This is a genomic window from Pimelobacter sp. 30-1 (genome assembly GCF_018831735.1).
In the GTDB taxonomy this organism is placed as follows: domain Bacteria; phylum Actinomycetota; class Actinomycetes; order Propionibacteriales; family Nocardioidaceae; genus Nocardioides.
In genome coordinates this window covers 267,780-280,117 of the sequence record NZ_NHTS01000005.1, presented here as the reverse complement: position 1 = coordinate 280,117, position 12,338 = coordinate 267,780, and the positions used below count along the sequence as shown (strand labels likewise).

The following is a 12,338-nucleotide window of genomic DNA, read 5'->3' as shown; positions in this document are numbered from 1 at the left end:
GGAGTCAGATGATGACGCGCAGAGGACAGGAACCCGCCGCCGCGCGGCCCGGCCCCGCGGTCACCGCGACCCAGGCCGGCGGCGCGGTGGTCGAGGAGTTCCCCTACGGGCTGGGCCCGCCCGACGGCATCCTCGCGCTGCGCTACCCGCCCACGGGCGGCGTGGTCACCGACTTCCCCGAGTCGCGCAACGACTTCGTGCACCAGGTCTACTGGTCGCCCGACGGCGTCCTCGCGGTCGGCCGCGGTGGTACCGCCGCCTTCGCCGGACCGACCAGTGCGGTGTGGGTGCGCCAAGGCGTGGTCGCCGAGGTGACCGCGCTGGAGGTGCAGACCGTCGTACGCCTGTGCGTACGACGTGCGCCCGACGAGCTGGTCCGGCATGAGGCGACCGTGCTGACGATGTCGCCCGCCGCGGTCGAGGCGGTCACCCGGCTGGTGCGCCCCGGCACCGACGAGCGGGCCGGACTCGCCGCGCGCGGCGTCCTGCTCACCGAGCTCGCCGCCTCCCCCGCCGACCCGATCGGCTACGGCTCGGCCGAGCTCGGCCCCGCCGGAGCGGTGGCCCGGGCGCTGGCCCTGGACCCCGCGGACCGGACCAGCCTGCCCGGCTGGGCCGAGCGGCTGCACGTGAGCCCCAAGACGCTGCAGCGCGAGTTCGAGCGGGTCTACGGCCTGTCGTTCTCGACCTGGCGCACGCGGACCCGGCTCCAGGCCTCCCGCGCGATGCTGAGCCGGTGGTCGGTCACCGAGACCGCCCACCGCGTCGGCTACGCGACCGCGTCGTCGTACGTCGCCGCGTTCACCCGTGAGTACGGCGAACCGCCCGGGCGCCATGCGCACCGGGCGGTCGACGCTCAGGCCAGCTGAGCCGCAGGTTCAGCAGCCGCCGGCGACGGCGGGGATGACCGAGACCTCGGCGCCGTCGGGCGTCGGGGTGGCCAGGTCCTGCTCGAAGCGCACGTCGTCGTTGTTGACGTAGACGTTGACGAAGCGGCGCAGCTTGCCGTCCTCGTCGAGGATCCGGCCCTTGATGCCCGCGAAGGTCGCGTCGAGGTTGTCGAGCACCTCGGCGAGGGTGGCGCCCTCGGCGCTGACCTCGGAGTCGCCACCGGTGTAGGTGCGGAGGATGGTGGGGATCCGGACGCGGACGCTCATGACGGGCTCTCTTCTGCTGCTCGGGTGGCGGTTCGGGGGTGGAGGCTCAGAGACCGGTCGCCTTGAAGGCGTCGTAGCTCGGAGCGATGGTCGCGGCCGGGCCGACCTGACCGGAGATCGAGTCGAGGGTCTTGAGGCCGTGCCCGGTGTTGATGATGACCGTCTCGAGGTTCGGGTCGAGCTGGCCGGTCTCGACGAGCTTCTTGGTGACCGCGGTCGTCGTACCGCCGGCGGTCTCGGTGAAGATGCCCTCGGTGCGGGCGAGGAGCACGATGCCCTCGCGGATCTCGTCGTCGGTGACCTCCTCGACCGCGCCGCCGGTACGACGGGCGATGTCGAGGACGTAGATGCCGTCGGCGGGGTTGCCGATCGCGAGGCTCTTGGCGATGGTGTCGGGCTTGACCGGGCGGATCGCGTCAACACCGGCCTTGTAGGCGGTGGCGACCGGGCCGCAGCCGGTGGCCTGGGCGCCGAAGATCCGGTAGGCCTTGTCCTCGACCAGGCCGAGCTTGATGAGCTCCTGGAAGGCCTTGTCGACCTTGGTGAGCTGGGAGCCGGAGGCGACCGGGATGACGACCTGGTCGGGCAGGCGCCAGCCGAGCTGCTCGGCGATCTCGTAGCCCAGCGTCTTGGAGCCCTCGGCGTAGTAGGGACGGACGTTGACGTTGACGAACGCCCAGCCCTCCTCCTCGCCGGCGATCTCGGAGGCGAGCTTGTTGACGTCGTCGTAGTTGCCGTCGACGGCGACGAGGTTCTCGGTGAAGATCGCGGAGTTGACCTGCTTGGGCGTCTCGAGGTTGCTCGGGATGAAGACGACCGTCTTGATCCCGGCCCGGGCGCCGGCCGCGGCGACGGCGTTGGCGAGGTTGCCGGTCGAGGGGCAGGCGAATGTCGTCGCGCCCAGCTCGCGGGCCGCGCTCAGCGCGCAGGCCACGACCCGGTCCTTGAAGGAGTTGGTCGGGTTGGTCGAGTCGTCCTTGACCCAGAGCTTGGCGATGCCGAGCTCGCGGCCCAGGTTGTCGGCGGCGAGCAGCCGGGTGAAGCCGGGCTCGGTGTTGGGGCTGGTCTCGATGTCGGTGGGCACCGGCAGCAGCGCCTTGTAGCGCCAGATGTTGCGTGGGCCGGCCTCGATCTCCTCGCGGGTGACCTGCGGGAAGTCGTAGGTGATCTCCAGCGGGCCGAAGCACTCCGGACAGGCGTAGAACGGGCCCAGCGCGACCAGGTGGCCGCACTCGCGACACGACAGCGAGGTGGCGTTGCCGAAGGCGCCGTCGCGCAGTCCGGGCTGGGTGGGCGTCTCGGTCGTCTCAGGCGACTCGGTCACAACGGCGCTCATAGGTCCTCCTTCTCATCTGTCCCGGCGACTCTCGCGCGGGTCGGATTTGGCACCGTTTCCGCGACGCCGGCTCCTGCATGACGCAGGCGCTGACGGGAGTTCGCGGCGGTTGCCGGGACTTCTCAGGGCCGTTCCCTCAGTCCCTCTGGATGAGCACGCACAGCCTAGGGGTGGGTGACCCCCCACTCCCAATCGAGATTCCGGATGATGAGACCAGCGTCCAGATAGCGAGACCGCTAGGCCGTCGTACGGCGCTCGCGGGCGTCGCCGGCCAGCGTCCGGAGCAGGTCGAGGACCCCCTCCGGTCCGCGCACGACGACGTCGGAGAGGGCGATGAGCGCGCTCTCCTCGCTCGAGGCCGAGCAGACCCGCAGCGTGGCCAGGCCCTGCTGCTCCAGCCCGGCGACCGCCTCGAAGGCCTCGACGTCACCCAGGTCGTCGCCGGCGAACAGGAAGCCCTCGGCGTCGAGCACCGCGGCCAACCGGTCGACGACCATGCCCTTGTGCGAGCCCGGCGAGCGGACCTCGATCACCGCCCGCCCCGGCTCGAGCACCAGCCCGTGCCGGTGCGCCAGCTCGCGCAGTGGCGGCAGCAGCCGGTCGAAGGCCTCGTCGGGATCGGCCAGCCGCCGGGTGTGCACGGCGACCGCGAGCCCCTTGTCCTCGACGTAGGCGTCGGCCGCCCCGGCCGTCCGCAGCGCCCGCGGCAGGTCCCGCTCGAACGTCGCCAGCCCGCGCGGCGGCCGCCCACCCATGATCCGGCGCCGCCCCGAGCTCCACCGCTCGTTGCCGTACTGGCCGAAGACGAAGAGCTCCTTGCCGACCGCCTCGAGCGCGTCACCGACCTGCTCGAGACCCCCGAGGTCGAGCGCCTGGCGCGCCGGGCGCCCGGTGATCACCGCGATCGCGGCGACCTCCTGGGCCAGCTCGACCAGCACCTGCGCGGCGTCGGGGTGGATGTGCGCCTGGGTGGGGTCCTCGACGATCGGCGACAGGGTGCCGTCGAAGTCGAGGCCGACGACCGTGCGTGGCGCGACGCGCACGATGGCGTCGTACCGGTCCTGGCCCTCGGGCGTCGGGAACCTCACGGCTCCATCCCATCACGTCGCCTGCGACGGCAGGTGACGGGCATGTGAACGGGTGGGTGGCGCCGACCCCCTCCGGCCAGGTGAGTCAGTCCAGCTCGCCGGTCAGGATCAAGGTCAGGTTGGTCGAGCTCATGTCACTGTCGGTGTCGGCCGGCAGCACCCGGGCGATGCCCAGGTCGAGGGCGAGCTGGCGCCCCGCGGCCTTCTTGCCCTGGGGGTAGTAGACGGTGGTGCCGGGCACGGTGCCGTACCAGTTGTCGGCGGCGGCGACGGTCCAGCCGGCTTCCTTGACCCGCTCGGAGACCCGGCCGGCGAGGCCGCGGATGCGGGTGTTGTTGAAGACGACGACCTGGTGGTCGGCCCGGACGACGGGCTTGGGCTTCGGCTTCTCGGTGGTCGGCTCGTCCGAGGGGTCGGTGGCGCCGTCGGTGGCGCCGGTCGAGCCGGTGCCCTTGTCGGTGGGCGTCGCGGCCGCCTTGGTGGCGGTGATGTCGCGCTCGGGGGCCTGGTCGCCGCGGGTGGCGACGAAGGCGATCGCGGCGAGCGCGACGGCGACGATGCTGAGGAGCACCACGGGCGACGGCAGGACGGCGCCGCGCTGGTTCGGGGTGCGAGTGGAGGGCCAGGTGGGGAAGGTCATGGCCGCCTCTCTCTGTGTGGGCCGGGCGGGGTCAGATCTCGAAGCCCAGGCGCCGCGCCGAACGCTGGCGCTGCCGCTGGGAACGGAGGCGGCGCAGCCGGCGGACCAGCAGCGGGTCGGCCGCGAGCGCCTCGGGACGGTCGATCAGGGCGTTGAGCACCTGGTAGTAGCGGGTGGCGCTCATGTCGAACTGCTCGCGCACCGCGCTCTCCTTGGCGCCGGCGTACTTCCACCACTGGCGCTCGAACTCGAGGATGGCGCGGTCGCGGTCGCTCAGGCTTCCGGGAGCGGCCGCGCTGGCGGCGCCCTCCTGAGGGCTGCGCTCGGCGTTCATGCGGTCTCCTCGACGCTACGGTGGCGATCTCGACAACTCTGCAGGTCACACTCTAACCCGCGAATCACATCGATGTCATTCGGCGCGCAGGAAGCGCAGCACGGCCAGCACGCGGCGGTGGGACTGGTCGTCGTCGGGCGGGAGACCGAGCTTGGCGAAGATCCGCTGGGTGTGCTTCTCGACGGCCCCGAGGGTCACCGTCATCGCCTCGGCCACGGCGGCGTTGGAGCGGCCCTCGGCCATCAGGGTGAGGACGTCGCGCTCGCGGGGTGTGAGGGCGCGCACCGGGTCGCCGCGCCGCTCGACGAGCTGGCGGACCACGAGCGGGTCGAGCGCGGTGCCGCCGCCGGCGACCTCGGCGAGCGAGGCGAGGAACTCGCCGACCTCGCTGACCCGGTCCTTGAGCAGGTAGCCGACCCCGGCCTCCCCCGTCGCCAGCAGGTCGTCGGCGTAGGAGACGACGACGTACTGCGAGAGGACGAGCACCCGGGCCTCCCCCCACGCCCGCCGTACGGCGACCGCGGCGCGCAGCCCCTCGTCGGTGTGGCTGGGCGGCATCCGGACGTCGACGATGCCCAGGTCCGGGCGGTGCGCCAGCATCGCCTCGACGTACGACGGACCGTCGGCCACCGCCGCGACCACCTCGTGCCCCGCCTCCGCGAGCAGCAGCTGGAGCCCCTCGCGCAGGAGCACGGAGTCGTCGGCGACCACGATCCTCATGCTCACGACAGTGGCACGACGGCGAGCAGCCGCGTCGGACCACCCTCCGGCGAGGCGACCTCCAGGTGGCCCTCGACACCCGCGAGCCGCTCGCGCAGCCCGGCCAGCCCCCGACCGGGCGCGACGGACGCGCCGCCCCGCCCGTCGTCGTCCACGGTGACCACGAGGGCGCCGTCCTGCTGGTGCACCGCGACCTGCGCGCGGCTCGCCTGGCTGTGCTTGGCGACGTTCGTCAGCGCCTCGGCGACCACGAAGTAGGCGGCCGTCTCGGCCGCGACCGGCAGCTCGCGGGGGACGTCGATCGCGACGCCCACCGGGAACGCCTGGCCCGCGGCCATCTCCTCGACGGCGGCGGCGAGACCCCGGTCGACAAGCAGCGGCGGGGCGATCCCGCGGGACAGCGCGCGCAGCTCCTCGACGGCCGCCCGGGTCTGGGCCACCGCGGAGTCGATCGTCTCGGCGGCGGTCGCCGGGTCGTCGGCGAGCTGGTGCCGGGCCCGGCCGAGGTCCATGCCGAGCCGGATCAGCCGCTGCTGCGGCCCGTCGTGGATGTCGCGCTCCAGCCGGCGCAGCGACTGCGCCTCGGCCCGGTGCGCGGACGCCCGGCTCTCCTCGATGACCTCCATCCGGTCGAGCAGCTCGGCGCGGCTGCACAGCAGCACCCGTGCGGTGCCGGCGTGGGTCGCCGCGGCCAGGCGCAGCACGAACGGCAGCGCGAGCAGCGCCACCACGCCCATCCCGAGGTAGAGCAGCGACTCCGGCGTGCGCCCGTGCCCGAGCCCGAGGATCTCGGCGAGCGTCACGTTGTCCGCGTCGTCGAACGGGATGTAGCGCTGCCAGAACCAGTAGGTCAGCCCGCCCAGCACCGCCGCCCACACCGCGATCGTCAGCGCGAACGCGAAGCACGCGGTCGCGAACCCGACCACGCACCACAGGATCTCCAGCCAGGACTGGGTGTCGCGCAGCGGCGCGAGGAAGCGGCGCACGCCGCCGTCCTCCGGATCCCCCCGCAGGTACGACGGCTGCGGCGCCTCGACCCCGAGCATTCCGGCGAGCCGGAGCCGCTCGACGTGCGCGAACCCGCGGGCGACGTACGCCGTGCCGACGAGGATCGCCAGCCCCAGCCCGGCGACGACCATCGACCCGAGCCCGCCGGCGATCCCAGCGAGGACGAGTGCGAGCGCGGGGATCGCGAGCAGGAACGCCGACAGCGAGTAGGCGGTGTCGACGAAGACGCGACGCAGGGGGTTCATGGCGACCACGCTAGGGATGCGCGGACGCGCCGACCATCCAGCCAGCCCGACAGTCGAGAGTGCTGCGTAGTTGGGGTGGTCGGCGAGGGAGAGGGTAAGCATCTCGAACAGCTCTGATGTGTGCTCGATCGGGAACAGATGCGCGAGTCCTCACCGGAGACGGGCCGGCCGAGGTCAAATGCGAGCATGTACGCAGGCAGGCCTGTACTGGCCGGTCTTCTCTTCTCGGCGCCCGGGGTCGCTTCGTGCCGCAGGCCATCGCCGTCGCGGCCATCAACGACTTCAAGGCGGGCAACACTTCACCGGGAGCAATCTCCGCGACGATGATGACAAAGGCGGCGCCTGCCACGGTCATGAGTCAAGCGAGACCACGGTCAGCGCCTGTTGACCGCCTCATTGAGTCGAGTGACTTGGGTTTCGAGTGTGTCCACCCGGATGTAGAGTCCGACGTCGTCTGGTTCGCATCCTCCCACGCCCGCGCTCGTGATCCCTACAAGGAGCGGCTTGGCCTGGGAGACGTCGAAAAGGCCGCCGCCGGAGTCGCCTGTGCAGGTGTTCTGGTCCGAGGTGGGAAGTGCGCAGAGCTGCCAGCGGCGTGCCTGACGAGGAAGGTGCGAGATGGCCCTCGCGCAATCAGCCGCTGGCGCGAAGGAGAGGCCGGTGGCCGAGCGCTGGCAGGGCGCGGTCATTGCTTGTCGTCCCCATCCGACGGCCACCAGTTGTGCTCGTGCGTCGGGCAAGACCGAGGCGATACGGGCAGGGCTGGTAGTAGCGCTGCTGCGCATCACCACGACAGCCAGGTCGATATCTGCGGTCGGGCGAATTTCCCGGATCGGGCTCCGCATCTCGTTCTCAGGATCTGGCCCGCAGAGATCGACTGGATTGACGACGACGTCCAGTTGATCGGCGCTCAGTCCGGCCACGCAATGGCGCGCCGTCAAGACCACCGTTGGAGCGACCAGCACTCCTGCACAGCGAAAACCGCCAAAGAGATCCCGCGAGGGCGAGGCGTGGCTGACGAGTGCGACAACTGCCGAAGAAGCCTTTGCCTCTTCGGCAGTTGTCTCCCGGTGTCTGTTTCCGAGGGAGGTGGAATCGGACGCACAGCCTGCTAGAAGTGCGATCGAAAGGAGAGCGGCAAGAACCCGGGTCTCGGTTTTCGGCATCTGCCTAGCAAGGATCTTCGACGGTGAATCCGATGTTCGTCTGCCAAGCGTGCTTCTCGCCTTCGGCGGCGTAGGTGAAGCGAATCCCCGCTGCTGCGGGGAATCGGCTGGTGGCGGTCACTTGGAGGATGAGGTTGTAGCGAACGTTTGGTTCTGCGGTAGCTCCCGGAAGGTCGGCGCGGCTAGCCCAGTCAAGATCGGAGGCCTTCATTGCTTTTCGGGTCGGTGGGAATCTGCTGTGGTTGCCGATTGCAGCATCCGTGACTGCGACCCATGCCTTCGTGATCGACAGGTCGTGGGCGTCGAGGAGTTCGACGTCGCCGATCTCTACAGGCTTGGTGCCCTTGTTGATCACGATGTTGAACCCGAGTGTGAAGTCGTGCGGCTCTCCAGGGCGGACCTGAAGGCAGACAGCCCCAACGTCGGGGCTCGAACTGATCGGCCCACCGATTTCGGGTGGGCCGTCGGTGCTAGGCGAGGCGGAGCAGGCAACGAGGAAAGTGAGGGCGCCGAAGGTGGCGGCGCCCCCACGAGCCGCGCGACTAGGACGGACGATTCTTGCGAGCAATGAGAGTCCTAGGGGTGTCGCCCGGGTCGCCCTGAGTGCCACAGATCCAACCGGCCTTCGTGTACTCGATCGTGATCTTGGCGGTCTTGGAGTAGCCAGTTCGCGAGGAGAGATCGACGCCCAACACGTTCTTGAGGGCGACGCCGTTGGACCAGGTGGTCGCCGTCGAGCTGCTCCGGGCGAACCGGCTTCCGGCTTCCTGAGGTGCGCAGTTGCCTCGTGGCGGCGTGGGCGGCGTCGCCACTCCCACCGTCGTCGCGCCGCCGACGAAGTTGCTGGGGCGCGCCTCGTAACGGACCGTCCGCTTGACCACACCGTAGGCGGAGTACCAGCACTCGATCTTGTAGGACTTGTAGCGGAAGTACGTCTTGCGGTGCCAGTACCCGGTGCTCTTGACCGGGAAGCCCACGGTGCTCGTGGAGTCCACCTGCTTCTGCAACGACGACGAGCCGCCAGCCGACCAGCTCCCCATGGTGCCGTTCACGGACACAGCAACCCCGAGAGTCGACGTCGCCCCGTTGGTGTATTCGAAGTCGGTCGTTGCGCCCGCCCAACCGACGCCGGCCGCGTTCACCTCGGTAACCCGCTGGCCGAGATCCTTCGCCACAGTGGTTGAACAGTTCTTGGGAACGATGGCGTCCTCCTCGATCGGCACGACCTCGTCCTCGGGCAGGAGATTCTCCGGAACCGTTTCACTCGGCAGAACGTCCCGGAGCCTGCCGCCCAACGCATTCTCCCCCAAGACGAGGCCTGTCAGCGGAACTACCACTTGCTGGGTCAAACCAGCAATGAGGTCGCTGACCAGGTTCGAAGGCATCTCTGGATCGACTGCCGCCTCGATGGTGAGGCCCAAGACGTCGGTGTTCACCAGGCGCCGCGAGAAGGCGAAGCTGCTCGACGTGCCGTCCGGTGTCGTAGTCGTGAGAGACAGGTCAACGATGTTGTCCCCGCCGGCGCCCGACTGAAGATCCGCAATGCTCGGGAGCTTCAACTCGAAGTTGCCGACCGCGTCCGTGCTGGCCGACGCTACGGTGACCAGGTTGACCGGATCGCCTTCTCCAGCAGCTGCCAGCGTGTCATTGCTCGGCCACATCTGCAGCGCAACCTCCGCCTGCGGAACGGCGACGCCAAGAGCATCCACCACCTTGCCGGTGGCGATGACGAGACCAGGACCAGGAGCAGCTGAAGCAGGAGACACCGAGGGTGAAACCGCCAGCGTGCTCGCCACAAGGCCGATAGTTGCGGCCACCCGGCGGATCATCGGGCGCGCTCACATCGATGGCTGGAATACGTACACGGCATAGCAACCCCGAACTCTGTGGGTACCCGAAAGGGCGGCGCACCAGCACCCCCTACAGGTGATCGCCTCCGAAGGGGATCCGGGAGAAGCATCGGTCTTGGCGAGCACTTCGCCCATGGGCGCCGCGGAGTGCGTGCGCGAAACGACGATTTCGCGCAAACGCGCGAGCGGGCGGAGCCCAGGTGCGCCGCAGTCGCATTCCCGGCAGCCGACTTCGTGCGAGGAGGGGCGCACCTGCTCATCATGGTGATTTCGGCCAAGCAGCAGCTCAGGGCAGAGCGAGGTGTCGCCGGTTCTGCCGCGTGCTGAGTGTGTGCCGGAGCAGTCCGAGCCGCGTCCGCTGGCCGCCGATGGAGCTGCTCGGCCCTGCCTCGCGACTTCGACGCCGCGTATGGGTGCGCGAGGTTTGCCGCCGCTCAGGAGTTCCGGTCGGGGTCGCCGATCCGGTTGCGCTCGCGAAGCTCTGCGTTCTCACAAAGCCTGAGGCAGACTGAGCCATCTCGATTTCAAGGGAGTTGACTCATGCCCTGAGGGTGAGTTCGACTCGCTCGGGGCGGAACTGGGGCACAGCGTTCGGGTCGGGATGTACGACCAGCGTGTCGACGAGTGCGGCGAGGACCGCTCGCTTCTGGGGAATCGTCCAGACCTCGTGCCAGGCGTGCTGGAGAGCCCCTCCGTCGCCGATGGGAGCCCTTTGCGGGCCGAAGGTGCGGTTGGCTTTCCCGAGGGCGAGTTCGGCGTCGTGTACGGAGTTCTGAGCGGCCGTGCGTGCTGCGTGGTACTCGGCTCGGCTCGACAGTCGGGATCCATAGTCGCGGGCAAGGTCTTCGAGTCGGGTCCTGGCCTCGACGATGCACCCCATTGCGGTGCCGATACCGGCCTCGCTCACTTCAGGGACAGAGGTCGTGTCTGTGAGGCACTCGACCACGATGTGTGCGACCAGTTGGTCAAGCGCGTGACGCGCGACGGACAAGCCTCCGCGGTCGGGGCGGCCGGCCACAGGCGCGCATCGGTAGCTCATTTTCGGCACCAGCAGACCTCCTTTGCCCTGCCTCCGGACAGACTCGGAGACCAGCCCTGCGCGGCAGATTCCACACGTCGCGATCGATGACAGCAGCGTGCGTGATGTCGCTCCGACTCGCCTATCGGGATGCGCAAGATCCCACGAATGCGATCGGTCTCTTGACCAGCTCGCGGAGGCCCGACGGCTCGGGGCCCGGCGGACCGAGACCGTCGTGCTCGCGAGCAACACCGACGGGCTCCGGTTCGCGCCCGACGAGGCGTGATCGCCCCGAGGTACGTCGCTTTCCGCGGCCGAGTGGGCCGGACCCCCTAGGGTGGGCGACGTGGGCCATGACCTCGTGATCGTCGCCAACCGCCTGCCCGTCGACCGCGTCACCGACGCCAAGGGAAAGAGCGCCTGGCGGCGCTCCCCCGGCGGCCTCGTCTCCGCCATCGAGCCGGTCATGCGGGCGCACGACGGCGTGTGGATCGGCTGGCCCGGCGGGACCCAGAAGTTCAAGCCGTTCAAGGTCGACGACCTCGACCTGGTGCCGCTCGCGATGACGGCCGAGGAGATCGAGGAGCACTACGAGGGCTTCTCCAACGGCACCCTGTGGCCGCTGTACCACGACGTCGTGGCCAAGCCGGAGTTCCACCGCGAGTGGTGGGACACCTACGTCCGCGTCAACCGCCGCTTCGCCGAGCGCGCCGCCGAGCTCGCCGCCGAGGGCGCGACCGTGTGGGTCCACGACTACCAGCTGCAGCTGGTGCCCCAGATGCTGCGCGAGCTGCGGCCGGACCTGCGGATCGGCTTCTACCTGCACATCCCCTTTCCGCCCGCCGAGCTCTTCCAGCAGCTCCCGTGGCGCCGCCAGATCCTCGAGGGCCTGCTCGGCGCCGACCTGGTCGGCTTCCAGCTCCCCGGCGCCGCGCAGAACTTCATCCGCCTGGTCCGCCAGCGCGTGGGCCACAAGACCCACCGCGACCTCGTCTACCTGCCCGACGGCCGCACCGTGCGCGCCGCGGCCTTCCCGATCTCGATCGACGCCGGCGGCTTCGCCGAGCTGGCCTCGTCCGAGGCCGTCGTCGAGCGGGCCGCCGCGATCCGCGAGGCGCTCGGCAACCCGCGCCGGATCTTCCTCGGCATCGACCGGCTCGACTACACCAAGGGCATCTACGCGCGGCTGCGCGCGTTCGGCGAGCTGATCAGCGACGGCGACCTGACCGTCGAGGACGCCGTGTTCGTCCAGGTCGCCGTCCCCTCGCGCGAGCGGGTCGAGCACTACCGCAACCTGCGCGACGACATCGAGCGGCTGGTCGGCCGGATCAACGGCGACCTGGGCCGGATCGGCCGCCCGGCGGTCAGCTACCTCCACACGTCGTACCCGCGCGAGGAGATGGCCGCGCTCTACCGCGCCGCCGACGTCATGGTCGTCACCCCCTACCGCGACGGCATGAACCTCGTCGCCAAGGAGTACGTCGCCTGCCGCACCGAGGAGGACGGCGCGCTCGTGCTGAGCGAGTTCGCCGGCGCCGCCGACGAGCTGCGCCAGGCCTGGCTGGTCAACCCCTACGACATGAACGGCATGAAGGCCGCGCTGCTGGAGGCCTACAGCGCCGACCCCAAGGAGCTCACCCGCCGGATGCGGGCGATGCGCCGCCAGATCGCGCAGCACGACGTGAAGGCCTGGGCCGACAGCTTCATGACCGAGCTCGAGGACGACGGCCAGCAGGGCCACTCCAAGACGGTGCGACCAGCAACACGCTCCTGAAC

The 12,338-nt window shown here is 70.0% G+C and carries 13 protein-coding genes and 1 riboswitch; of the genes, 2 read left to right on the top strand and 11 right to left on the bottom strand.

Annotated elements, in window-relative coordinates:
• The first annotated feature begins 11 nt into the window (after positions 1-11).
• A complete protein-coding gene (locus CCO04_RS12710; RefSeq protein ID WP_215814507.1) occupies positions 12-869 on the top strand; it encodes a helix-turn-helix transcriptional regulator in 858 nt (285 codons plus the stop codon).
• 9 nt (positions 870-878) lie between these two features.
• Here CCO04_RS12710 and CCO04_RS12705 read toward each other — a convergent pair whose 3' ends face one another.
• The 11 genes from CCO04_RS12705 to CCO04_RS12655 form a co-directional block, all read right to left on the bottom strand.
• On the bottom strand, positions 879-1,157 hold the full coding sequence (locus tag CCO04_RS12705) for a MoaD/ThiS family protein (protein WP_215814506.1): 279 nt from the start codon (positions 1,155-1,157) through the stop codon (positions 879-881).
• A gap of 46 nt (positions 1,158-1,203) precedes the next feature.
• Complete coding sequence (gene thrC / locus CCO04_RS12700) at positions 1,204-2,493, bottom strand: threonine synthase (RefSeq protein WP_215814505.1); 1,290 nt, start codon at positions 2,491-2,493, stop codon at positions 1,204-1,206.
• Positions 2,494-2,502: 9 nt separating this feature from the next.
• Positions 2,503-2,649, bottom strand: a riboswitch (SAM riboswitch).
• An 80-nt stretch (positions 2,650-2,729) separates the two neighbouring features.
• Positions 2,730-3,581, bottom strand: a complete 852-nt coding sequence (otsB, locus tag CCO04_RS12695; RefSeq protein WP_215814504.1) for a trehalose-phosphatase — start codon at positions 3,579-3,581, stop codon at positions 2,730-2,732.
• 85 nt (positions 3,582-3,666) lie between these two features.
• Positions 3,667-4,221: a LytR C-terminal domain-containing protein gene (locus tag CCO04_RS12690; protein ID WP_215814503.1), complete on the bottom strand. Its 555-nt coding sequence runs from the start codon at positions 4,219-4,221 to the stop codon at positions 3,667-3,669.
• Between the two features lie 31 nt (positions 4,222-4,252).
• A complete protein-coding gene (locus CCO04_RS12685) occupies positions 4,253-4,555 on the bottom strand; it encodes a DUF3263 domain-containing protein (protein ID WP_215814502.1) in 303 nt (100 codons plus the stop codon).
• A 75-nt stretch (positions 4,556-4,630) separates the two neighbouring features.
• Positions 4,631-5,275: a response regulator transcription factor gene (locus tag CCO04_RS12680; RefSeq protein ID WP_215814501.1), complete on the bottom strand. Its 645-nt coding sequence runs from the start codon at positions 5,273-5,275 to the stop codon at positions 4,631-4,633.
• A 2-nt stretch (positions 5,276-5,277) separates the two neighbouring features.
• Positions 5,278-6,528, bottom strand: coding sequence for a sensor histidine kinase (locus CCO04_RS12675; RefSeq protein WP_215814500.1), 1,251 nt, complete (start codon positions 6,526-6,528; stop codon positions 5,278-5,280).
• A gap of 374 nt (positions 6,529-6,902) precedes the next feature.
• The gene (locus tag CCO04_RS12670) at positions 6,903-7,694 is read right to left on the bottom strand and encodes a trypsin-like serine protease (protein ID WP_215814499.1); all 792 of its coding nucleotides are present in this window, start codon (positions 7,692-7,694) and stop codon (positions 6,903-6,905) included.
• Between the two features lie 4 nt (positions 7,695-7,698).
• Positions 7,699-8,049 (bottom strand): hypothetical protein, encoded by a 351-nt coding sequence (locus CCO04_RS12665; protein WP_215814498.1) that lies wholly within the window; start codon positions 8,047-8,049, stop codon positions 7,699-7,701.
• Positions 8,050-8,236: 187 nt separating this feature from the next.
• On the bottom strand, positions 8,237-9,490 hold the full coding sequence (locus CCO04_RS12660; protein ID WP_215814497.1) for a hypothetical protein: 1,254 nt from the start codon (positions 9,488-9,490) through the stop codon (positions 8,237-8,239).
• A 592-nt stretch (positions 9,491-10,082) separates the two neighbouring features.
• Complete coding sequence (locus CCO04_RS12655; protein ID WP_215814496.1) at positions 10,083-10,592, bottom strand: hypothetical protein; 510 nt, start codon at positions 10,590-10,592, stop codon at positions 10,083-10,085.
• 307 nt (positions 10,593-10,899) lie between these two features.
• Between CCO04_RS12655 and CCO04_RS12650 the strand changes: the two genes are divergently transcribed.
• Positions 10,900-12,336 (top strand): trehalose-6-phosphate synthase, encoded by a 1,437-nt coding sequence (locus CCO04_RS12650; protein ID WP_215814495.1) that lies wholly within the window; start codon positions 10,900-10,902, stop codon positions 12,334-12,336.
• The last annotated feature ends 2 nt before the right edge of the window (positions 12,337-12,338 follow it).